The following is a 22843-nucleotide window of genomic DNA, read 5'->3' as shown; positions in this document are numbered from 1 at the left end:
ACTGATTGTGGTCTTTCAGTAACAAATGTTAAACCACAATAAATTTTAAAGGATAATTATGAAATATATTGATTTACATACACACTCAACTGCTTCTGACGGCAGCTTTTCTCCCTCAAAGGTGGCAATGCTGGCAAAGTCAGCCGACATGAAAGCTATAGCACTTACCGACCATGACACTATGGCCGGAGTGGAGGAATGTTTCAAAATGGGGCTTCAACTTGATTTACCTGTAATTGCAGGTGTGGAGATGAGTTGTGTCTACAACTCAAAAGAAATACATATTTTGGGCTATCTGCTGCCTGACAATTTTCCGGCAAAAAATCTTCATATTAAGGATGAGGTATTGGCCGACTTGGAATTTTTTGCAAGAGAAAGGGCTGACAGAAATGCTGAAATAATAAACAGATTCAAAAAAGACGGTATCATAATCTCTATGGATGATTTGATTGGCAGCAATCCGCATACTCAGATAACAAGAGCTCATTTTGCCGATGCTCTTATAAAGATGGGAATTGTAGCCGATACCTCGGAGGCCTTTTTAAAATACCTTGAATATGGCGGAAAGTATATTCCTGTAAAAAAGATTACAACCAAAAGATGTATGGAGTTTTTGACTAAACATCATTTCTTTATTTCACTGGCACATCCGTTTCAGTACAAATTTTCAGATACACAACTGGAAAGTCTGCTGTCACATTTAATAAATTCAGGTCTAAACGGTATAGAGGTTTATCACTCCACACATTCAGATGAAGATAAGAAAAAGCTTAACTTTCTTGCAAAAAAATATAATCTGTTTCCAACCGGTGGAAGTGACTTTCATGGTGCACACAAACCCGGACTGAATATAGGCACCGGATATGGTGATTTGAAAGTTCCTTATACAATACTTGAAGATATTTTATCTCAAAACAAATACTAAATACCAAAAGTCTGAAACCTGCTGCAAATATACTGTAGCAGATTTCAGACATCTTATAATTAATTCTGTTATAGTTTATTTACAACAGGTTTTTTCTTTGCCTTTGCAACTATATCATCCGCACTCTTATAGATAGATGCCTTGTTCACACAACCTCTTACACTTGAAAGTGGATAGATTGTAGTATTCTTACCGATAACGGTTCCAGGGTTTAAGATAGAACCGCAACCTACTTCAGCCTCATCGCCCACTATTGCTCCAAGCTTTCTAAGCCCGGTCTCAAACTCGGCATCCTCCAAGTGAAGCACTACATCCGACTTATCACTCTTAAGATTTGATGTGACGGCGGAAGCACCCAGATGTGCCTTGTATCCGATTATAGAATCACCAACATAGCTGAAATGCGGAACCTGTGCCTTGTTGAAAAGTATAGCATTCTTAAACTCACATGAGTTTCCTGCTACAGCCCCCTCACCGATAATTACATTACCTCTAAAAAATGCACATGAACGAATACTTGCATCTTTGCAGATTATAAGAGGACCTCCAAGTGCTATAGTCGGCATTATCTTTACAGAACGATGTACCCATATGTTCTTTCCAATCTTTAAGTACTCCGTATCAGGCAATGTGGCACCGACTTCCTCTATGAAGCTTCCAAGATCCTTAAAGACTTCCCAAGGATATGTATATCTCTCAAAGAGTTCCTTTGCAACAGTTTCCTCAAGATCCAAAAGTTTTTTTGTCTTTACATCGATTTTCTTCATTTTCTATCCTTTCATGCCCTTATATTCTTTTGAAATCTTTTCAAACAAGGCATTTAAACTATATTGATTATTAAGCTGCTTCACATTGAGACATCTAATCCCTACAAATCTTTCAAGCTTAACCATATATTCCTCAGATGATATATCTCCGTTTGACACCATCGTCAGTCCCTTTTCCCAGCTGGCTGTAAGTTCCGGGTTTAGCAACTGTGAAATAGAGCAGTTCACTACCTCATATACGATTTCACCGAAAAGTGTAGGTGTGATTATCTGTGTTTTTTTATTGAGAGCAAGATATTTTATTGCAAATAATTTTTTTAAAATATCCGCTCTTGTAGCGGAAGTACCTATACCGTTTCCTTTTATCTGACTTCTAAGGTCTTCATCTTCTATAAGCTGACCTGCATTTTCCATTGCAAGTATAATGGATCCGGAAGAATATCTCTTTGGCGGTACCGTCTCTCCTTCTTTTATACTGAGAGAATCAAGTATCAGTTTTGAACCCTTTCGTAATGATGAAACCATATTTACATATTCAAAGTTTTGATTTTCAACGCCGTCATCATCTTCCTTTAACTGATTCACTACATCCAAAAAACCTCTTTCAATACAAAACTTTATATTAGTGATAAATATCTCATCCCCTATACCAAACTTGATTGCAAATTTTTGATAAACGGCAGGCGGATAAAATATAGCAAGAAATCTTCTACATATCAACTCATATATCAAAGCCTGTAATCTGCCTAATGAGTTTATATTTCCAAACCCGGTAGGTATTATAGCATAATGGTCAGTGATTTGACTATCATTAACATACTTTGTTTTAGATATATTCTTATATGTACCTTTGTTAAGTATATCATTTGCAAAATCTACAAGCAAAGGAAATTTACAAAGTCCTTTGATATTTTTATCTATTTCCTTTGCTACAGCACCGGATAATACTCTGGCATCGGTTCTCGGATAAGTAACAAGCTTTTTTTCATACAGCTCCTGTATAATCTTCAAGGTCTCATCAGGACTTATCTTAAATCTCTTTGAACATTCATTCTGCACTTCAGCCAGATTAAATAAAAGCGGCGGATTCTTCACTTCCTTCTTTTTATCATTTGACAGCACTATGGCCTCTCTGCCGTTTGTATTTGCAACTTCCTCCACATGTTCTGTCAGCTTTTGTGCATATATTCTTTCCCTAAAACCATTGTCCTTATAAAGCATGGGGGAATTGAAGTACTTGGACCTTTCATTCACTTTCCACTCGCCGTCTATGAACGTACCCTGATTTTTACATCTTGCCGATACCTTGTAAAAAGGTGTCTTTACAAAGTTTCTTATCTCTCTTTCCCTGTTGACTACCATTCCTACAACACAGGTCATCACTCTTCCCACACTTAAGACCGCTCTGTCAAGCTTTAGAAAGTTTGCCACATTTCTACTGTACTTGAGTGTAAGAATTCTTGAAAAATTGATACCCATCAAATAGTCTTCCTTAGCTCTAAGAAAGGCTGCTGCCGAAAGATTGTCATAGTATGACCAATCCTTAGCCTCTTTTATACCTCTGCGTATCTCCTCTTCAGTCTGAGAATCAATCCAAACTCTCTTTCTCACCTTACCTTTGACATTTGCCATCATATCTACAAGTCTGTATATATACTCACCCTCTCTTCCCGAGTCGGTACAGATATATATTGTGTCTATATCTTCTCTATTTAAAAGACTTGATACCGTTTCAAACTGTTTTTTCACCCCGTCAATCACTTCATACTTAAACTCTTTAGGTAAAAAAGGCAGGGTATCAAGTGACCAGCGTCTAAACTTCTCATCATACTTTTCAGGATAGCTCATAGTAATAAGATGCCCCACACACCATGTAACTATTACACTGTCCCCCTCCAAATATCCGTTTTTCCTGCCTGTAGGTACCTTAAGTGCCTTTGCAAACTCGGCTGCAACACTTGGTTTTTCTGTAATAAAAAGTTTCTTCATTAATATTTTTCCAATATTTTCCGGTGTTTTCCAATATTTTTCTACTAATTTTTTTCTACACTAAATTTGTATACGGTTTCACTGATAAACTCCTCAAGTTCGTCTACTACCGGTTGCACAAACTCAGGCATATTTACAGCATTTGGAAAAAACTGTGTCTCAAAGCAGTACCCGTTTCTCTTTTTATAATGTACACCGTTTTTCCCCGTCAAATCACCGTTCAAAAAATTTCCGGTATAGAACTGCACTCCCGGCAGGTCTGTATACACTTCCATCACTCTCTTACTTATATTATCCCTTGCCTTTGCTATCAATCGCAAATTGCCGTCATAATTATTGACAATCCAGTTATGGTCATAGCCGCCGCCTTGAACTGTCGCCTCATAGTCGGAGTCTATACCGTCACCTATCCTTCTATACTTTCTAAAGTCCATAGGAGTATTTTCCACTTTCCTTATCTCACCGGTAGGTATGGAGTTCTTATCACATGGCAGAAAACTGTCTGCATATATCTCCACCTCCTGGTCGTAAATATTCCCACTGTCTTCACCTGCCAGATTAAAGTAGTTATGGTTAGTCAAATTTACGGCAGTCTTTTTATCACATACAAAGCTGTAACCTATTGTAAGTGCATTGTCATCTGAAAGCACATAACTTACACTTATTCTTGCTTCTCCGTCAAAGCCTTGATCCCCGTCCGGACTTATCATCATAAACGTAACCATATCTCTGTCTTCATCTTCAAATGTCCCGGCTTCCCATATCCTGTCATGCCAATAATTCGGTCCCGAGTGTAATGAATTTGTGCCGTTATTTAGAGATAATCGGAATTCTTTACCGTCAAGGACAAACCTGCCTTTTTCTATGCGATTGGCATATCTGCCTATTATCGCACCGAAATGCGGTTTATTATTTTCATAGCCTGCAACACTGTCAAATCCAAGGCAGACATCCTTAAAGTTTCCATCCTTATCAGGCACCGACATACTAACCCATGTACCTCCTAAATCGCTAAATGATGCACTTACCCCGTTTTTATTTGTAAGAGTATACAGATTCACTATCTTACCATCTTTTGTTTTTCCAAATTCAGTTGTCTTAATACCCATAATTTTCCTCTCTTTACAAAGAAAAAGCCATCACAGCCTTAGATGACAGCCATTATAATATATTATACAAATTTTTCTAATCTCTTGCAATACTTAGTGTAAATATTACTATGTCCACTAAAAAAGGCATCTGCCATGCAAATGCCTTTGATAAAATTATTTTAAAATTTATTTTGCTGTTATAAAGTTCTTTGCCGTCAAATACTCTGCACATAGAAGAGCACCGCCTGCCGCACCTCTTAGAGTATTGTGTGAAAGTCCGATAAACTTGTAATCATAGACCGTATCCTCTCTAAGTCTACCTACAGAAATTCCCATACCGTTCTCAAAATCCACATCAAGCAAAACCTGAGGTCTGTTATCCTCAGTAAGATACTGAATAAACTGCTTCGGTGCAGACGGAAGATTAAGTTCTTGAGGCTCACCTTTGTACTCAACAAGCTTCTTTATAAGTTCTTCCTTAGACGGTTTATTTTTAAATCTTACAAATACTGCTGCCGTATGTCCGTTAAGTACAGGTACTCTGACACATTGGCAAGTAATCTTCGGTGAAGTTGCAGGCACAATCTCGTCACCTTCAATATGTCCCCAGATTCTAAGCGGCTCTTTCTCACTTTTTTCTTCTTCACCTCCGATAAAAGGAATGATATTTCCCTCCATCTCCGGCCAGTCTTTAAAAGTCTTTCCGGCACCTGAAATAGCCTGATATGTTGTAACAACAACCTCCTCCGGTTCAAACTCCTTCCATGCATTAAGTACAGGAGCATAGCTTTGTATAGAACAGTTCGGCTTAACAGCAATAAAGCCTCTCTTTGTTCCAAGTCTCTTCTTCTGTGATTCAATTACGGCAAAATGCTGCGGATTAATCTCAGGCACTACCATAGGTACATCCTTTGTCCAGCGATGTGCTGAGTTGTTTGAAACTACAGGAGTCTCAGTCTTGGCATATGCCTCCTCAATAGCCTTTATCTCATCCTTAGTCATATCCACTGCTGAAAATACAAAATCCACCTTCTCGGCCACCGCCTCTACCTCATTTACATTCATTACAATAAGATCCTTGTATGCATTCGGCATCGGTGTAGTCATTTTCCAGCGACCGCCTACAGCATCCTCATACCTCTTGCCGGCACTGTTTGGGCTGGCTGCAACTACAACCACCTCATACCATGGGTGATTTTCAAGCAATGATAAAAATCTCTGTCCTACCATACCTGTAGCACCAAGGACTCCTACTTTTAATTTTCTATCCATAAAAATTCTCCATATCTATTTTGTATAACAGTAATTCAAGGCTTTTGAACAACTTTTTTAACTGCAAGCAATCATATTACAACATGAATAATATTTCAAGCACTTTTTCGCAATACACGCACATTTGTACTCCTCTCAAAGACATATGCCATATAATGTATTGTCTACTTGATTTTTTGTCCTTTATATCCTTTGTGACTTTGCCTTACTTTCAAAAGATTTACTTCTTTTCCGTTAACCTCTGCAATACCTGTATCAGATAAGAGATACATATTTTCTACAAACTCATTGTAACCAAGAGTCATTGCCTTCTCACCTCTGGTGTTCTTTTTAAACTCATTCACCTCTGAAATATCGAATCTAAGTATATAGTTTGCATCACTTACAACAAATATATCTGTATTGATTCCTGCACTCAAAAGATTTACACCGACAAGTACATCATCATTTGTCAACTTCGTTGATACAACCTGTTTATTATTTGTCTTAAACTCCTCAAATGATACTTTCTTTACATACCCTTTTTTTGTAATCATCAAAATATATGAGCCTTGTATATTGTCCTCACTCACAGCCAAAAGTATATTCTCGTTACTGCTGTCAAACTTTGTCAGATTGTCAACAGGCGTTCCTTTATCCTTAAGTTTTGAAATCTGAAGGTCTGTTACTTTAAGTTTGTATAAAATACCCTTGTTTGAAAAAATACATATTCTGTCGGTATTCATTACCGGAAATACATACTTATTCTCAGTCTCTATATTCTCCGCATTCTTATCAAAAGTATTCCTGTCTAAAATCTTACAGTATCCGAACCTGTCCATCACAAATATTACTTCTTCACTTGGTAGTACTTCTTCCTCATATACCGCTTCCTTTGCGTCCTCTATATAAGTCTTTCTTGGAACGGCAAACTCTTTTTTGATTTTTTCAAGATCCTTTATAAAGAGTTTGTCCATGTTTTTGTGATTTTTTAGGATATTCTTATATTCCGCTATATTCTTTAGAGTAATCTCATTATCTTTTAACAGTGCTTCTATCTCCAGACCTATAAGCTTATAAAGTCTCATATCAAGGACGGCCTGTGCCTGTTTGTCAGTAAATGAGAGCTTCTTTGCATCTTTTTCAAGTGACTTTACTTTAAAAGTGATTCCTGTAGTATCACCTGATGTAAGACATTTTTTTGCCTGAGCAAGATTCTTTGAACCGCGCAGTATCGCAATTATCAGATCTATTACATCTACCGCCCGGATAAGTCCTTCTTGAATTTCCTTTTTTTCAAGCTCCTTATTAAGAAGTATATTGTACTTCTTTGTAGTAATCTTATACTGGAATTCAATATAATTCTTTAAAATATCTCTCAACGAGAGTATCTCAGGTCTGCCCTCAACTATAGCCAGCATATTTACACCGAATGTATCTTCAAGTTTAGTCTTTTTATAAAGAATATTTTTTATTTTTTCAATATCGGCATCCTTTTTCAACTCCAGAACTATTCTGGTACCGTTCTTATCCGATTGATTGCTGATATCCACCACATCACTAAGCTTCTTAGTCTCCACAAGATTTGCTACATCTACCAAAAGTTTATTTATTCCTGTGCCAATCATTGTATATGGAATCTCGGAAATTATGAGCTTATCCTTGTCACTCTTTCTTCTTCCAAGTTCTACTTCTATTTTACCTCTAAGTTTTAGCTTACCGTTGCCGGTACTGTAAATATCTAATAAATCCCTTTTATTGGCAATGATACCTCCTGTAGGAAAATCAGGCCCATGCAAGATCTCAAGCAACTTTTCGGTGTCAATATCCCTGTTTTTTATATAGGCAATACATGTGTCACATACTTCAGACAGATTGTGAGTAGGTATGGATGTGGACATTCCGACAGCAATACCCTCCGCACCGTTTATTAAAAGATTCGGCACTCTAACAGGCAATACCTCCGGCTCTTTTTCAGTCTCATCATAGTTTGAAACAAACTCTACAGTCTTATCAAGATCCTTTAAGTATACTTCTTCAGCAAACCTTGCAAGCTTTGCCTCAGTATATCTCATAGCCGCCGCACCGTCTCCCTCAATAGAGCCGAAGTTTCCATGTCCGTCAATTAAAGCCATACTTTTTTTGAAATCCTGACTAAGTACTACCAATGTTTCATATATAGAGCTGTCCCCATGTGGGTGATATTTACCCATTGTATCTCCGACTATTCTGGCGGACTTACGATGCGGCCTGTCACTAAATATCTTAAGTTCACTCATATCATATAGAACTCTTCTTTGTACAGGCTTCAGTCCGTCTCTGGCATCAGGTATTGCCCTTGCAGTGATAACACTCATAGAATAATCCAAATAAGACTTTTGCATCTCTTCCGAATATTCCGTTCGCAATATTTTCTCAGCCATATCTCCTCCTATGCGTCAATCACAGCTTCTCTTGCATGTTCATGTATAAAATTCCTTCTTGGGGTCACATCAGAACCCATCAGAAGTTCGGTTATCTCACTTGCAAGTCTTGCATCTTCTATCTCCACTTTTTTCAGCACTCTTCTTTCAGGGTCAAGTGTAGTCTCCCAGAGTTGCTCCGCATCCATCTCGCCCAGACCCTTATATCTTTGCAGAGTAAAATTGTCCTTATGCTTTTTTCTATAATCCTCAAGTGCCTTTTCATCATAGAGATACACTCCCTCTCCTCTTTTCGGCACTACCTTAAACAGTGGCGGCATAGCAATATATACATGACCGTCATATATAAGCTCGGGCATAAACCTGTATAAGAAGGTCAAAAGCAGTGTATCAATATGACTTCCGTCCACATCTGCATCAGTCATCAGTATTATCTTGTCATAGCGAAGCTTTGATATATCAAAATCATTGCCATAGCCTTCAGAAAATCCACAACCGAAGGTATTTATCATGGTCTTAATTTCGGCATTTGCAAGCACCTTATCAATAGATGCCTTCTCTACATTTAAAATCTTACCTCTTATAGGTAAGATAGCTTGAAAGTTTCTGTTTCTTGCAGTCTTTGCCGAACCTCCTGCCGAATCACCCTCCACAATGAATATCTCACATTTGCTCGGATCTTTTGATTCACAGTTTGCAAGCTTACCGTTTGACTCAAAAGAAAACTTTGATTTTGTGAGCATATTTGTCTTTGCTCTCTCTTCAGCCTTTCTTATCTTTGCAGACTTTTCCGCACAGGAAATAATGGACTTTACCACATCCACATTTCTGTCAAAGTATCTTGTAAGTTCATCTCCGGTCACAGTAAGCACGGCTCTTGTAGCATCCGCCGAAGCCAGCTTGGTTTTTGTCTGGCCTTCAAACATCGGATCCGGATGCTTTATACTTACTATTGCAGTCATACCGTTTCTGGTATCCGCTCCCGTAAAATTACTGTCCTTATCCTTTAATATTCCAAGTTCTCTGGCATAGGTATTTATAAGCCCTGTAAACTTTGTCTTAAAACCGACTATATGTGTTCCGCCCTCCTGTGTAAATATATTGTTACAAAACCCAAGTATGTTTTCTTCAAAAGCATCCACAAACTGTATAGCCGCCTCGACCTCAATATTATCACATACGCCCTTGTATGATATTGGCGCATGCATCACCTCTTTTCCCTTGTTTAACTCCTTTACATATGCCACTATACCCTCAGGCTCATGGTATATCTTTTCTTCATACTCATTTTCCCTTTTGTTTATAAAATGCAGTATCAACCCCGGATTCAGATATGCACTCTCATGCATTCTTGACTTTAGCCAGTCGGCTCTAAATTTAGTTACCTCAAATATAGTATCATCCGGCAAAAATGTTATCTCTGTACCGCTTTCTTTTGTCTTTCCTACAGTAGGCAAAAGCCCCTTTTTCAACTCAATTACAGGTACACCCCTTTCATATCTGTCATGATGTATATATCTGCCGCGATATATTTTTATATCCAAAAAGCTTGACAATGCATTGACCACTGATGAGCCTACCCCATGTAGCCCGCCACTGGTCTTATATGATTCATTATCAAATTTTCCTCCCGCATGTAGTGTAGACAGCACTACTCTCTCCGCAGAAACACCCTTTTGATGCATTTCTACAGGTATTCCTCTACCGTCATCCCTTACAGTACAAGAACCGTCCGCATTCAAAGTCACCCATATATTTTTGCAATATCCTGCCAAATGTTCATCAATAGAGTTGTCCATGATTTCATATATAAGGTGATTTAGTCCCTTGACACCTACACCTCCAATATACATTCCCGGTCTTACTCTAACCGCTTCAAGCCCTTCAAGCACTGTAATACTGCCTGCATTATAGTCCTGCATAAAACCTCTCTTTTACAAAAATGTAACAGTCTAGCAATGCTAAACTGTTACATAAAATCTATATCTTAACCTTCGTAATCTTCCATATGTGCAATAACATCTTCAACAAGTTCTTCATTATTTTCTGTGGAATCAAACTTTTGTATAATACGCTCCGTACTGTCTTCCGGTTTCATATTTTCGGTAGCTTTTCTCATTGCGTTTACAGCCAAAGCCTCTCTCTCACTAAGAAGTAAATCATCTCTTCTTGTAGAACTCTTAAGTACATCTATTGCCGGGAATATTCTCTTTTCAGAAAGCTTCCTGTTAAGTACAATTTCCATATTTCCTGTACCCTTAAACTCTTCAAAGACTACATCATCCATTCTGCTGCCTGTATCAACCAGCGCTGTAGCAAGTATTGTAAGGCTTCCGCCCTCTCTGATATTTCTGGCAGCTCCAAAGAATCGTTTCGGCATATGAAGCGCGGCAGGATCAAGACCGCCTGAAAGTGTCCTTCCGCTCGGTGCAACCGTAAGATTATAGGCTCTTGCAAGTCTTGTAATAGAATCAAGAAGTATCATTACATCTTTACCCTGCTCTACAAGTCTCTTTGCTCTTTCTATAACCATCTCAGATACCCTCTTATGTCTTTCAGGTACCTCATCAAATGTAGAATATATAACCTCCACATTATCACCTACTATCGCTTCCTTAATATCTGTAACCTCTTCAGGTCTCTCATCAATAAGCAGAATAATAAGATGCATATCCTTCTCATTGACTATAACAGACTTTGCTATCTCCTTCAAAAGAGTGGTCTTTCCTGCCTTTGGCTGTGCAACTATCATACCTCTTTGTCCCTTACCTATCGGTGAGAGTAAGTCCACTATTCTCATAGCCTTAGAGGTCGTTTCATTAGTTGCAAGATGTATTCTTTCATCAGGAAATACAGGTGTGAAATCCTCAAAATTCGGTCTGTTTTCCAGTTCCTCAGGTGATACCGAGTTTACTGTATTGATATATAACAATGCCGCAAACTTCTCTGTAGCGGTTCTTATCTTCTTCACTCCCGATACGACATCTCCGGTTCTCAGCCCGAATTTCTTTATCTGTGTAGGTGCAACATATACGTCATTGTCACCCGGTAAAAAGTTTTCACATCTGATAAAGCCGAAACCGTCAGGCATAATTTCAAGTATTCCCTCTGCCACCTCACCTGAGTCAAGATCTCTTAAGTCTGTACTGTAGTCCCTGTCTCTTTGATATCTGCCATACTGTGAATCATAGTAATCATTTCTATAGCCCTGCTGGTTTGAGTACTGATTCTGATACTGATTGCCGTTATACTGATTTTGGTATTGATTTGAATACTGATTACCATACTGATTCTGATTGTTGTAATAATTAGGTGTATTTCCCTGATTATTACCGGGCTGATTATTGTATCTTTGCTGATACGAATTGTTATATCCTGTTGCTCTGTTCTGATTCATAACATTATTTCTCTGTATACTGTGGTATGTATTCCTGTTCTGGTTTGAATAACTATTTTGATTTAAATAATTATTTTGGCCGGAATAGTTGTTTTGGTTTGAGTAATTGTTCTGGTTCTGATAATTATCTCTCTGATAAGAATTCTCCCTGTTTACCACTTCAGATGAACCTCCTTCGTTTTTTGCTGCAGGTTTATTCTGGTTTTCAGAAAACTCTACTAATAAATCTATTATATTTGCCTTGTTTAAATTGCTAACACCCTTAAATCCCTGTTCTCTTGCAATTTCCTTTAACTGTACTAATGATAAAGTTTGTAACTTCTCCTTCATAATTGTCAACTTTCTTTTTTTATTTTTTCTAAATATTCTTTGATGTTTTTTTCAAATCCTATATCTGTCAGATTTAAAAAGACAGTATCTTTTATTTCATCCGGTAAATATTGCTGTTTTACATAATGATTTTGATAGTCATGGGCATACTTGTACCCCACTCCTATCCCTATATCTCTTTCACCTTCATAGTTTACATTTCTTATATGTTTCGGCACCTCATAATCAACATTTTCTTTTACAAATTTTAGTGCCGAATTTATAGCTAAGTAGGAGGCATTTGACTTCGGTGCGCCGGCAATATAGTTTGCCGCCTCTGCCAAAATAATTCTTGCCTCAGGCATTCCAACTCTTTCTACTGCCAAGAAAGCATTGGTCGCAACGCATAATGCATTTGCATCCGCCAATCCCACATCCTCAGCAGCACATATGACTATTCTTCTGGCAATAAACTTTATATCTTCCCCCGCATAGAGCATTTTTGCTAAATAGTACATTGTCGCATCCGGATCCGAGCCTCTCATACTCTTTATAAAAGCGGAAACAATATCATAATGACCGTTTCCGTCCTTATCATATTTTAATACTTTTTTTTGAATACATTCACTGATAATATTTATATCTATATGAATTTTACCGTCTGCTGAAATATCAGTCGTAAGAATTGCTAATTCTAAAGCATTCAATGCATTTCTTGCATCACCGTCTGCATTTTTAGAAATAAATTCTATAGCTTCTTCGGAAATATCTAACTCATACTTTCCCATTCCTCTCTCTTTATCTTTTATTGCCTTATTTAAAATGGATTCTATGTCATTATATGAAATCGGCTTTAGTTCCAATACTCTCGACCTTGAAATCAGAGCCTTATTTACTTCAAAAAACGGATTTTCTGTAGTTGCACCGATGAGTATTATTGTACCGTCTTCTACAAAGGGTAACAAGTAGTCTTGTTGAGATTTATTAAATCTATGAATTTCATCAATAAACAAAATCGTTTTTTTCTTATACATTGAAATTGATATTTTGGCTTCTGAAATCGCCTCTTCCATCTCTTTTTTCCCGGCTGTGGTAGCATTGATTTGCTTAAAATTTGACTTGGTGGTATTTGCAATGACCTTTGCTATCGTTGTTTTTCCACATCCCGGAGGACCAAAGAATATAATTGAACTCAGTTTATCAGCCTTTATCGCTCTATATAAGAATTTATCTTTGCCTAAAATATGTTCCTGCCCTACTACCATATCCAAAGAATCAGGTCTTAACCTTGAAGCTAACGGGGCACTGTCCTTTTCATTAACTTCTTTCATATAATCAAATAAGTCCATACTTTCTCCATGCAGGTTATTATCTTTACTCTACCACATTTTTTTTATTTGTCAAATATATTATTATAATCACAGCGGTGATGTATAAATGTTTTATATTTTTATCCCTACTTTTCATGATCATTACTATATTATAATTCTTGAAAAGCATAATCCGAAATTTTTTCAGCTTTTTTGTCTGTATATCATATTTAAAAGTGCCTTTATCTCCATCTTTAAATCGTGCTGAAAACACTATAGGCGGCTGCTTTATTATTTCTTTTATCATCTTATAGTTGATATATACCTTGTACAGACAAACTACGCACATTATGAAAATAATAAAAAAAATAATTTCATTGTTCTTTTCTTCATAAGTACTCCATCATTTTACTACATTATCCTTAGGTTTATCTGTTCTTACCACTTATAAAATCTTTCACTCTTTTTTTTAAAACCTTTATTAAAAGAATAAGTCCTCCTACTAAAAAAATATATATATACATTTTGAATAATATTTTAAAAATATGCTCTATATTAGTTATATATAATATCCACAATAATATAAATACTATACTTTCACTAATTATAAGTATATATACTAACCAATATACTTTCTCATTCCTTGACCACAAAAAAAATAATATATTTGTATACTTATTAAGCTTTATCTTTCTATTATGTTTTTCTATATCTGTTTTATCTATACTCCAACAACCCCCATAAAGTAATATATACAATGCAAAAGTCCCTAATAATAAAGTCAATATATCCGGCATAAATTTCTCCCATTCTGTAAAGCATTTGCTCTTTTTAGTAGCTGAATTTATATGTTTTTTAAACTTATCTTTCAGTTCTTCATCTGAAAGATTACTGTTTTGTTTTTTTTACCTGCTATTGCTCCTACTGCAAGTCCTGATGCTGTATCTACTAATACATTCTTTCAGTTAATATTCTTCTGATTACCCGATGCTATCCCTACTTCCATATATGCAACATTAAAGTCCCATACATAGCTTTGTATTGCCTGACTGCCTCTTTTTATGGTTTTATTTTGCAAAAAATATATTCAAATCTTATTAAGATTAGAATTTTGCCTGTCCTCCTTTAAAAGATTAAATCCGTACATATACAATGTTTTGCTCTTCCCTCTAACACTATAATTCTAAACATTCTGAATTTGTCTTATTATTTCTCTGTTTTCTATTAAATTTGCATAGGACAGATTCACTAATAATGATATTTTAACTGTTGTATCATCCATACCTACCAATCAATTCCGTAAAATCTGTCTCCATTTTCCCATTTTACTGTTCTTATCTTATTTCCTGTATTTAAATCAACTATAAAAAACTCATTCTATATCCGTTTGACCAAAAAAATGGAATATCTCCTACCGTATATAATACATGCTTCTCATCCTGCGAAAACTTAATATCTAAAAGTTCCTTCTCCAACAGATTTTGATTAACAACACACATCCTTTCCTTCATAGTAATCCTCCCTCTTTTATAAGTCTGTCCAGAGCATCATAAGTATAACCTATCTCTAAATCATTAGACCTTTTTAGTGATTCCCTGTTTCCATAGGCATCATAGGTATACTTGCTTACAAGTCTGTCTCCTCTTTTTATTTCTAAGGGTATATATCAATACAGTCAAAAGCCTTCCTTGTGTATCATAAGAAAATACTACTTTTACTTTGTCTTTTCTTTCCGTACAAACAAGTCTTTCTTCTTTGTTAAAAAGATAGTAAAATCCTTATGTGCTTTTTTTGAGTAGTTTTCTTTCATCATACATTTACCAAGGTATTCCTGCTTCAAAATCATATTTATTAAGAAATCCGGCCGGGTAAAGCCATCCCGGCAAAATAACTGTTTCTCGTTTTATTGGATACACAGGATACCAATTTATTACTTTAAATTTTTCATAAGACATATTATAAATAATAACTTCACCAACTTTTTCATCCACTTCACATAAATAAATATTATCAGACTCTGTAGGAGAAGTTATTATTGGAATCTTTTCTCCCTCCAGCCAAACTTCATAAATGTTATTTTTATTATAAAATCCCTTATCATCCCCTAATTTCAACCAAGGGGCTCCGGTATAGATATTCTCCTTAACCAAAATATAATTTTTATATTCATTAAAATTATATTCTTTTATAGCATATTTAACGGGTATCCAAGCCGGAATGAGGTAAATTATTATAATTAAAACTACTATTAACAACAGTATAATAAAACCTTTAAGCATTTTAATTAATCCTTTTATTAATAAATTTTCTTTCATAATTTAATACTTTCTTTTTTTATTCGGCACAATTAGGGGTAAATAAAATTTGCTCAATCCCCCTGCCACATACTCTCTTTCCTGGTCAAAATATGTATCGGCTACATTATCATATCTGTCCCTGCGTGCAATAGGTATCTTCTCCGAATTCGTCATATCCATATATAGTTTGACTTTCTCCTCCCTGCCCAAGAAGACGAATTGTACTTCCAAGCTCATCTTCATACTCTTTTATTCCTATCCTGTTTCCAAGCTCGTCATAATTGTAGCTTCTTGCTTTTCCTATTTTTGAGTAACTTAAGTCAAGTCTACATATGGTGTCATATTCGTAGGCTCTTAATTTTTATTTACCTTACAACTACCAATCAATTCCATAAAATGTGTCTCCGTTTTTCCATTTAGTTAATCCTATTTTATTTCCGGTTTTCATATCTACTATAAAAAATTTTGTTCTATACCACCCGTCCCAAAAAAATGGAATATCACCTACTGTGTACAACATGTATCTCCCATTAGGTGAAAACTTAAGGTCAAGAATATATTTATAAAATAAATATTGATTTGCAACATGCTTTTTTTTCTTTGTGTTTAAATCATAAATATATATTTCCGGCTCCTCATAATATGCAATCTTACTCATATCATCAGTTACATCCATAAGTCCACTTGCATCTATAGCATCTGTTAAATATATATCTAATATCCCTTTTTCATTATTCATCCCTATTGTTTTTTCAATAATTGTACCTCTTCCACTCTCTTGACTCATCAATTTCTCCTCTGTTTCTAAAAGCAGTAAATCTAATCCTGCTTCCTTTTTTATGAAATATGTATAGCCACGAAATCTACTGTTACTAATTGCTTCTATATCCCAACTATTATTTTCCCTTTGTATATAACAAATAACTGTTGAATAATATCCCCAAAAAAATGTATATCCATCTTTATAGTATCTTGGCATACGCAGTTGTGTCACTCCGGGATAATTATAATTAATTTCAGTCAAGCCCAGTTCTTTGACACATTTATTCAGTTCGTCAAGTGATATAACAGGTTTAAATGTATAATCTCTCATATCTAATTCTGCAATCCCCTGAAATCTGTCCTCCCATATCACGCCTATAATCTTTTCATAATTATCACTATAAGATAATTCCTGAAATATATAGTCTGAAATTTTTTTATATTCTCCGGTTTTTATATTGTACTTAAAAGTTCCTTTATTCCCGTCTTCAAATTCTGCTGCAAATACTATTGGCGTACTAACATCTATTCCTTTCAACATCTGATAATTGTTATATTTATTATAAAGGCAATATATACTCCCAATTATTATCAAAAATACAAGTGCTTTTATTGCTTTTTTCTTCATAACACTCCCCCTTAGTAGTACAATCTTTAATCTTATGGGTTTTGACTTCATATGGCACTAAAATATATTTATCTATTCTTACTTATAATATAATCTTTTACTCTTTTTATCAAAATCTTTATTACAAGTATCGTATCACATATTGAACATATTCCTACATACATATTTAAAAATTTTCTAAAAATATTTATATCACCTAGGAAATAAAGAACCCAAACCACAATAAAAAGTATACTTTCACTTATAATTATAATATACACCAACCAATATAATTTTTCATTCCTATTCCACAGAAAAAACAATTTTTCAGTATATTTATTAAGTTTTATCTTTTTTTCATGTTTTTCTATATCCGTCTTATCTACTACAAAGCAAAAAATATACTGCATTGTATAACATAAAAATGTAGTCAAAATTACAATAGTTAAACTTGGCATTCTTGTCTCCCCTTTCTATTCTACAAAACAACTTCCTAACTTTGTTGGTCCGGTTATATATCTATCAAATTTTTCTCTTAATTTTTCAGTTATTTTGTCTTCTTGTTTTTTATAGAGTTTTTCTTTTACCTCTTTTTGCATTGTTCCACCTGCTACAGCTGAAATACCCCAAACAACACTTGAGATTGCCCCGTCAATTATATTCTCTTGCAAACTTTTACTTATAAAATAAATAAAAAACAAGAATATATAGTGCTTGTATTTTTTATTTGCAATATAAATAAGATTTTTATTTAAAGCTAACTACCAATCAATCCCGTAAAACATATCACCCTTTTTCCACTTATCCAATCGTATTTTATTTCCTGTCTTGATATCTACTATGTAAAAAATCAATCTATATCCATCTGTCCAAAAAAAGGGGATATCTCCGACTGCATAAAATATATATCTCTCATTCGGTGAAAACTTAATATATACAACATCCTGCCATAATAAATGCTGACTGTTAACATAGTTCCTATTCTTTGTATCAAAATCGTAAATATATATATTGGGTTCCTCATAATAGGAAATCCTATTTATATCATTAGATATATCCATATTACCGGTTGAACTGCTGAAACTCTTTCTTGGAGTAATTAATAATTCTTCTTTTCCAAATGTTTCTAAATTATTTTTATTAATGTATAGTCTATCAATCTTTTGGCTATAAACTTCATATCGTGATTCTAAAAATAGTATATCTTTATCGTCTTTTTCTTTAATATGATAACTATAATTTCCATGCTCAGATTTATATAATACATTCATTTTACAAATATCATTTTGTTTGTTAGCATAACAAATTATATCATTTGTATTTTTCCAAAAAAACGTATATCCGTCTTTATAAAACTGCGGCATATGTATATTGGAAATTCCCGGCATATTGTATTTAATCTCATCTAATCCTATTTCTTTAGCACATTTATTTAATTCTTCTAAATCCATAATTGGCTTGAATGTATAGTGTTTCATATCCAACTCCGCCAACCCCTGAAATCTGTCTTCCCATACCACTCCAACAATCTTTTCATAATCATTACTATAGGATAATTCTTGAAAAGCATAATCCGAAATTTTTTCAGCTTTTCCGGTCTGTATATCATATTTAAAAGTGCCTTTATCTCCATCTTTAAATCGTGCTGAAAACACTATAGGTGGCTGTTTTATTATTTCTTTTATCATCTTATAGTTGATATATACCTTGTATAGACAAACTACACATATTATGAACATAATAAAAAGAAATAATTTTATTGTTCTTTTCTTCATAAATACCCCATCTTAATCTACTGTAGTACAGTTTTTGCTCTTATGAATCTCATCCCAAATTTCTTTTAAATCTCCATATTTTACATTTGCATAGCAATCTCCCCATTTATCTATTTCACCTATCATGTGCTTGTATATATTATTTGGTGCTATATGTCCCCCTGTTTCTATTGGTACCTCCTGCTTGCATCCATGTCCTTGCATTCATATCACAATTATTTAATAACACATGATAGTCCTTTTCATCACGTCCTATTCCATTAATATCTAAAATAGTATCCTTTGCTGACTGAGCCATTGCCTTGCCGGATTCGTTATTTATAGGGAAATATATTGCTCTATTATAATTATCTTCTCTGATTTCCTCTGTAGTAATGTCCTCCTACCTTATCATATATGTACTCCTTTTCATTTCCCATCGCAGCCTTTACATCTGTAAATAATTTTCCCTCATTATAAGAAAACCTGTTTTATTACCTTGTATATCAATATTGGTAATCATATAATTTGAATTTTAATTATCATAATGTTTTAATCCCTAAAGTAACATTCTATCAACTTATAACTAAAATCTAAACAATTCTACATTTGATTCAGTAAACTTTTCATTTACTCAAGCTCACCAATGAGTTTTTATGGGAATCACTTAAATTCCATTTCTTTATACATCCCGGCTGTTTCATATCTAATGTATTTTTTCCCGGTAATTATATACACATATATATCCCTATTTTTGTTTTTATATAATATATCTAATAAATAGTATTTATTATGTCTATTTTTTCTTTTATATGTACATCTTTCAATAGGGTATGAAGTTAAAATAATACATTCCTTTTCCCAGTCTATATAGCCTAAATCTTGCAGAAAACCAAATGAGTTCTTATATTTCATAAGTTCCTCCTCGGTTCTCATTAGTATTTCTATGTAGTCATAACCATGCTTTTCTCTTCCTAACTTACTTTCATTGAAAACCTTGATTAGTCTGGTTTCTATTTCTATATCTTTCTGCTCATATCCCTTATACATATTATAAGCACATATAACTAATAAAATACATATAACACCTAACCCTATATACCATTTCATCAAAATCTTGTACCTCCCTATAAACTATTCCTAATCTATTCCGTCGCACATAGGATATTTTAATTGTATTCTATCTCCTACATATGCTGTTGAGACAACTATATCCGTCTTATCTTTATTCCATGTATATACTATTCTTCCAAACAGTTTACGTTTTTCATACGGCTTTTCCCAAGCTTCAAAATATCTCTGACTACCTGCCAACCCCGGCACATATCCACCAAATCCTATGTCTCTAAAACCAAACATTTTATTGTAAACAACACTTCCATACCAACTATATACTTCCATAGCATTTTGTGTTTTTAAAAATTTAGTTGTTACATTATCCTTGTGATTCAAATGTCCCGTATTACAGCTCATAATATTTAGATTTTTCATTTCCAGCCTTTTCAAATCATTTATAGATATACCTTCATTCCCACTTAAAACTTTTTCATTATCAAATATCGTCAAAAAGGAATTAGTAGCTTCGTTCACAAGTAGTGCCTGTGGTTATCCATGGATAATAAAAATATCTCCTCGTTTTATTCCATAAAAGATCATAATCATAGGCGTACTCTTCAAGCTTTACATTCTTCTTTAAATGATAAAGTTTGCTTAAGGGTTCTCTTTCATTATATTCATATATACTGCTTACATCATCCGGCATATCTTTTCTGATGAGTCTTCCCTCTTTATCATGGTAGTAATTTACCTTTTTATTACCTGATGTGAGGCTTGTAAGCCTTAAATATTTGTCATATTCATATGATACACTTTTCCCGTTAGGATATGCGATTTTTAATCTTTCTCCATTCTTTCCATAAGTATAATTTACTTCCTTACCCTGATAATCTACAACCTTTGTGGATCTACCAAACTTATCACTCTCTCTATTTATAGTACGAAGTGCCTCCTTTACCTGACTTAACTGTCTTAAGCTGTTGTAGGTGTACTCCACACTTTTCCCGTCATTATATATAATATTTTTGATATCTCCGGCTTCTGTGTAGGAATAGGCTGTATTATAACCTTCTCTATCTTTCTTTCCTGTCACTCTTCCTAAAAGATCATATGAAAATATTTCTTCATATCCAAGTGCATTTATAACAGACACTATATTTCCCATAAGATTTATTTTGTATCTTGTAACCCTTGTAGCATTTCATATACTAATATTTTTGCTCTTTCCTCTAAAACAATATAATTCTAAGCATTCTGAATTTGTCTTATTATATCTCTGTTTTCCATTAAATTTGCATAAGGCAGATTAGCTAATAATGATATTTTAACTATTGTATCAGCCATACCTACCAATCAATTCCATAAAATCTGTCTTCATTTTCCCATTTTACCGTTCTTATCTTATTTCCTGTATTTAAATCAACTATAAAAAAACTCATTCTATATCCGCTTGACCAAAAAAATGGAATATCTCCTACTGTATATAATACATACTTCTCATCCTGCGAAAACTTAATATCTAAAAGTTCCTTCTCCAACAGATTTTGATTAACAACACGCATCCTTTCCTTCATATTCCAATCATATATGCATATTTCCGGAGCATCATAATAGACTATTTTCTTCCTATTAGATGTCATATCTATATTCCCATCAAAATCAAGTACTCCCACATTCTCGGTAGGCAATATATTCTCTACATCAACCACTTTACATTTTTTATAATCAGTGCTTTCAATTTTATATTTTGACATACTTTTTTCTGATTCCACAAACAATAAATCTTCCGAATCTCTACCTTCAATAAAATAACAATAATTCCTACCGTCAGAACTATATAATATATACATATTCCAAACACCATCTTCTTTGACAATATAACAGAGTTCATCTCTCCAATCTCCCCAAAAGAAAGTATACCCGTCCTTAAAGTATTTTGGCATATGCAGATTAGATGTATCAAAGGAGCTATATTTAATCTCTTCTAAACCTATATCCTTGGCACAGTTATTTAAAGTTTCCAAATCTATAATAGGATTATATGTATAATCTTTCATATTAAGTTCTACCAAGCCTTGAAAGTCATCCTCCCATTTTACAGCAATAATAGTTTCATAGTTCTCACTATATGACAGTTCTTGCAAAATATCCTCTGAAATTTTTTCAAGGTCTTTCCTTCCAATACTATATTTATATGTTCCCTTATCTCCACTGTGAAATTCTGCAGAAAATACTATATCAGGTTGTTTTTCTACTGTTTGTATCATATGATAATCAATATATCTTTTATACAGAAACCATATACTACCAAGGGATATCAAACATATAAGTATTGTTATTGCTATTTTCTTCATATTACTATACCTCTTAATCTACGGTTGTACAGTTTTTGCTATTATGGATTTCCTAATCATATGGAATTAAAATATATTTATCTATTCTTATATCTGTTATTCCGATAAGATTTACTCTTTTATCGTATTCATATGCCCAATTTTCCAAAATACCATAGGCATACTTCTCAAGCTTTACACCTTCCTTTAAATTGCAAAGTCCGATTAATAATACTCTTTTATTATATCAATAGATATTACATACCTTATGGAGATATACTGTATTTTACTACATTCTCCTTAGCTTTATCTGCTCTTACCACTTATAAAATCTTTTATTCTTTTTTTTAAAATTATTATACCAAGAATAACCATTCCGGATAAATATATTCGTATGTACAAATTAATTAATATTTTATATAAAAATACTACATTTAAGAAGTATGATATCCACACTAATATAAATGCGACACTTTCAGTAATTATTATTATATATATTAGCCAATATACTTTTTCTATTCCTTGTCCACAAAAAAAATAATATGTTTGTATACTTATTAAGCTTTATCTTT

22 protein-coding genes are annotated in these 22843 nt (G+C 34.1%); 1 reads left to right on the top strand and 21 read right to left on the bottom strand.

Annotation, left to right across the window (positions count from 1 at the left end):
- Nucleotides 1-58: 58 nt before the first annotated feature.
- The gene (locus HMPREF0381_RS07010) at nucleotides 59-925 is read left to right on the top strand and encodes a PHP domain-containing protein (RefSeq protein ID WP_008751239.1); all 867 of its coding nucleotides are present in this window, start codon (nucleotides 59-61) and stop codon (nucleotides 923-925) included.
- 68 nt (nucleotides 926-993) lie between these two features.
- On the opposite strand, the gene HMPREF0381_RS07005 is transcribed toward HMPREF0381_RS07010, so the two are convergent.
- From HMPREF0381_RS07005 to HMPREF0381_RS06910, 21 genes are all read right to left on the bottom strand, one after another.
- A complete protein-coding gene (locus HMPREF0381_RS07005; RefSeq protein WP_008751238.1) occupies nucleotides 994-1692 on the bottom strand; it encodes an LbetaH domain-containing protein in 699 nt (232 codons plus the stop codon).
- Between the two features lie 3 nt (nucleotides 1693-1695).
- On the bottom strand, nucleotides 1696-3681 hold the full coding sequence (locus tag HMPREF0381_RS07000; protein ID WP_008751237.1) for a DNA topoisomerase: 1986 nt from the start codon (nucleotides 3679-3681) through the stop codon (nucleotides 1696-1698).
- A gap of 44 nt (nucleotides 3682-3725) precedes the next feature.
- Nucleotides 3726-4790 (bottom strand): aldose epimerase family protein, encoded by a 1065-nt coding sequence (locus tag HMPREF0381_RS06995; protein ID WP_008751236.1) that lies wholly within the window; start codon nucleotides 4788-4790, stop codon nucleotides 3726-3728.
- A 76-nt stretch (nucleotides 4791-4866) separates the two neighbouring features.
- Complete coding sequence (locus HMPREF0381_RS14830; protein WP_154647087.1) at nucleotides 4867-5004, bottom strand: hypothetical protein; 138 nt, start codon at nucleotides 5002-5004, stop codon at nucleotides 4867-4869.
- A complete protein-coding gene (asd, locus tag HMPREF0381_RS06990; RefSeq protein ID WP_008751235.1) occupies nucleotides 4959-6044 on the bottom strand; it encodes an aspartate-semialdehyde dehydrogenase in 1086 nt (361 codons plus the stop codon). The genes HMPREF0381_RS14830 and asd overlap by 46 nt, the downstream gene beginning before the upstream one ends.
- Nucleotides 6045-6208: 164 nt before the next feature.
- A complete protein-coding gene (locus tag HMPREF0381_RS06985) occupies nucleotides 6209-8446 on the bottom strand; it encodes a DNA gyrase/topoisomerase IV subunit A (protein ID WP_008751234.1) in 2238 nt (745 codons plus the stop codon).
- 8 nt (nucleotides 8447-8454) lie between these two features.
- Nucleotides 8455-10368 (bottom strand): DNA gyrase/topoisomerase IV subunit B, encoded by a 1914-nt coding sequence (locus HMPREF0381_RS06980; protein ID WP_008751233.1) that lies wholly within the window; start codon nucleotides 10366-10368, stop codon nucleotides 8455-8457.
- A 65-nt stretch (nucleotides 10369-10433) separates the two neighbouring features.
- Complete coding sequence (gene rho / locus HMPREF0381_RS06975; protein WP_008751232.1) at nucleotides 10434-12173, bottom strand: transcription termination factor Rho; 1740 nt, start codon at nucleotides 12171-12173, stop codon at nucleotides 10434-10436.
- 5 nt (nucleotides 12174-12178) lie between these two features.
- Entirely contained in the window at nucleotides 12179-13501 is a 1323-nt protein-coding gene (locus HMPREF0381_RS06970; protein WP_008751231.1) for a replication-associated recombination protein A, read from the bottom strand.
- A 1322-nt stretch (nucleotides 13502-14823) separates the two neighbouring features.
- Nucleotides 14824-14973, bottom strand: coding sequence for a hypothetical protein (locus tag HMPREF0381_RS15010; protein WP_008751228.1), 150 nt, complete (start codon nucleotides 14971-14973; stop codon nucleotides 14824-14826).
- 306 nt (nucleotides 14974-15279) lie between these two features.
- Nucleotides 15280-15777: a hypothetical protein gene (locus HMPREF0381_RS06955; RefSeq protein ID WP_008751227.1), complete on the bottom strand. Its 498-nt coding sequence runs from the start codon at nucleotides 15775-15777 to the stop codon at nucleotides 15280-15282.
- A gap of 3 nt (nucleotides 15778-15780) precedes the next feature.
- On the bottom strand, nucleotides 15781-15939 hold the full coding sequence (locus HMPREF0381_RS15370) for a hypothetical protein (RefSeq protein ID WP_242824403.1): 159 nt from the start codon (nucleotides 15937-15939) through the stop codon (nucleotides 15781-15783).
- A 196-nt stretch (nucleotides 15940-16135) separates the two neighbouring features.
- On the bottom strand, nucleotides 16136-17149 hold the full coding sequence (locus HMPREF0381_RS06945; protein ID WP_040461252.1) for a hypothetical protein: 1014 nt from the start codon (nucleotides 17147-17149) through the stop codon (nucleotides 16136-16138).
- 68 nt (nucleotides 17150-17217) lie between these two features.
- A complete protein-coding gene (locus HMPREF0381_RS06940) occupies nucleotides 17218-17586 on the bottom strand; it encodes a hypothetical protein (protein WP_040461251.1) in 369 nt (122 codons plus the stop codon).
- Nucleotides 17587-17601: 15 nt separating this feature from the next.
- On the bottom strand, nucleotides 17602-17799 hold the full coding sequence (locus HMPREF0381_RS06935) for a hypothetical protein (protein WP_154647086.1): 198 nt from the start codon (nucleotides 17797-17799) through the stop codon (nucleotides 17602-17604).
- Between the two features lie 90 nt (nucleotides 17800-17889).
- Entirely contained in the window at nucleotides 17890-18903 is a 1014-nt protein-coding gene (locus tag HMPREF0381_RS06930) for a hypothetical protein (RefSeq protein WP_008751222.1), read from the bottom strand.
- Nucleotides 18904-19042: 139 nt separating this feature from the next.
- Nucleotides 19043-19201 (bottom strand): hypothetical protein, encoded by a 159-nt coding sequence (locus HMPREF0381_RS14825; RefSeq protein WP_154647085.1) that lies wholly within the window; start codon nucleotides 19199-19201, stop codon nucleotides 19043-19045.
- Nucleotides 19202-19545: 344 nt separating this feature from the next.
- Nucleotides 19546-19992 carry a hypothetical protein gene (locus tag HMPREF0381_RS06925; protein WP_008751220.1) on the bottom strand — a complete coding sequence of 149 codons (447 nt, stop codon included), beginning with the start codon at nucleotides 19990-19992 and terminating at the stop codon, nucleotides 19546-19548.
- A gap of 30 nt (nucleotides 19993-20022) precedes the next feature.
- Nucleotides 20023-20448: a hypothetical protein gene (locus tag HMPREF0381_RS06920; protein WP_154647084.1), complete on the bottom strand. Its 426-nt coding sequence runs from the start codon at nucleotides 20446-20448 to the stop codon at nucleotides 20023-20025.
- A 7-nt stretch (nucleotides 20449-20455) separates the two neighbouring features.
- Nucleotides 20456-21103, bottom strand: coding sequence for an RHS repeat domain-containing protein (locus tag HMPREF0381_RS06915; RefSeq protein WP_008751218.1), 648 nt, complete (start codon nucleotides 21101-21103; stop codon nucleotides 20456-20458).
- A 181-nt stretch (nucleotides 21104-21284) separates the two neighbouring features.
- Complete coding sequence (locus HMPREF0381_RS06910) at nucleotides 21285-22292, bottom strand: hypothetical protein (RefSeq protein ID WP_008751217.1); 1008 nt, start codon at nucleotides 22290-22292, stop codon at nucleotides 21285-21287.
- Nucleotides 22293-22843 lie beyond the last annotated feature (551 nt).

The organism is Lachnoanaerobaculum saburreum DSM 3986 (assembly GCF_000185385.1).
In the GTDB taxonomy this organism is placed as follows: Bacteria; Bacillota; Clostridia; order Lachnospirales; family Lachnospiraceae; genus Lachnoanaerobaculum; species Lachnoanaerobaculum saburreum.
This window is presented reverse-complemented; position numbering and strand designations above follow the sequence as displayed.

Coding starts and splice junctions, on each gene's coding strand:
- HMPREF0381_RS06910 (WP_008751217.1), bottom strand. CDS start 22,292: ATGAAGAAAATAGCAATAACAATACTTATATGTTTGATATCCCTTGGT.
- HMPREF0381_RS06970 (WP_008751231.1), bottom strand. CDS start 13,501: ATGGACTTATTTGATTATATGAAAGAAGTTAATGAAAAGGACAGTGCC.
- HMPREF0381_RS07010 (WP_008751239.1), top strand. CDS start 59: ATGAAATATATTGATTTACATACACACTCAACTGCTTCTGACGGCAGC.
- HMPREF0381_RS06940 (WP_040461251.1), bottom strand. CDS start 17,586: ATGCCAAGTTTAACTATTGTAATTTTGACTACATTTTTATGTTATACA.
- HMPREF0381_RS15370 (WP_242824403.1), bottom strand. CDS start 15,939: ATGGATATGACGAATTCGGAGAAGATACCTATTGCACGCAGGGACAGA.
- asd (WP_008751235.1), bottom strand. CDS start 6,044: ATGGATAGAAAATTAAAAGTAGGAGTCCTTGGTGCTACAGGTATGGTA.
- HMPREF0381_RS15010 (WP_008751228.1), bottom strand. CDS start 14,973: ATGAAGGAAAGGATGTGTGTTGTTAATCAAAATCTGTTGGAGAAGGAA.
- HMPREF0381_RS06995 (WP_008751236.1), bottom strand. CDS start 4,790: ATGGGTATTAAGACAACTGAATTTGGAAAAACAAAAGATGGTAAGATA.
- HMPREF0381_RS14825 (WP_154647085.1), bottom strand. CDS start 19,201: ATGGCTCAGTCAGCAAAGGATACTATTTTAGATATTAATGGAATAGGA.
- rho (WP_008751232.1), bottom strand. CDS start 12,173: ATGAAGGAGAAGTTACAAACTTTATCATTAGTACAGTTAAAGGAAATT.
- HMPREF0381_RS06945 (WP_040461252.1), bottom strand. CDS start 17,149: ATGAAGAAAAAAGCAATAAAAGCACTTGTATTTTTGATAATAATTGGG.
- HMPREF0381_RS06930 (WP_008751222.1), bottom strand. CDS start 18,903: ATGAAGAAAAGAACAATAAAATTATTTCTTTTTATTATGTTCATAATA.
- HMPREF0381_RS06925 (WP_008751220.1), bottom strand. CDS start 19,992: ATGAAATGGTATATAGGGTTAGGTGTTATATGTATTTTATTAGTTATA.
- HMPREF0381_RS07005 (WP_008751238.1), bottom strand. CDS start 1,692: ATGAAGAAAATCGATGTAAAGACAAAAAAACTTTTGGATCTTGAGGAA.
- HMPREF0381_RS06980 (WP_008751233.1), bottom strand. CDS start 10,368: ATGCAGGACTATAATGCAGGCAGTATTACAGTGCTTGAAGGGCTTGAA.
- HMPREF0381_RS06985 (WP_008751234.1), bottom strand. CDS start 8,446: ATGGCTGAGAAAATATTGCGAACGGAATATTCGGAAGAGATGCAAAAG.
- HMPREF0381_RS06915 (WP_008751218.1), bottom strand. CDS start 21,103: ATGGGAAATATAGTGTCTGTTATAAATGCACTTGGATATGAAGAAATA.
- HMPREF0381_RS06955 (WP_008751227.1), bottom strand. CDS start 15,777: ATGAAAGAAAATTTATTAATAAAAGGATTAATTAAAATGCTTAAAGGT.
- HMPREF0381_RS07000 (WP_008751237.1), bottom strand. CDS start 3,681: ATGAAGAAACTTTTTATTACAGAAAAACCAAGTGTTGCAGCCGAGTTT.
- HMPREF0381_RS14830 (WP_154647087.1), bottom strand. CDS start 5,004: ATGTGCAGAGTATTTGACGGCAAAGAACTTTATAACAGCAAAATAAAT.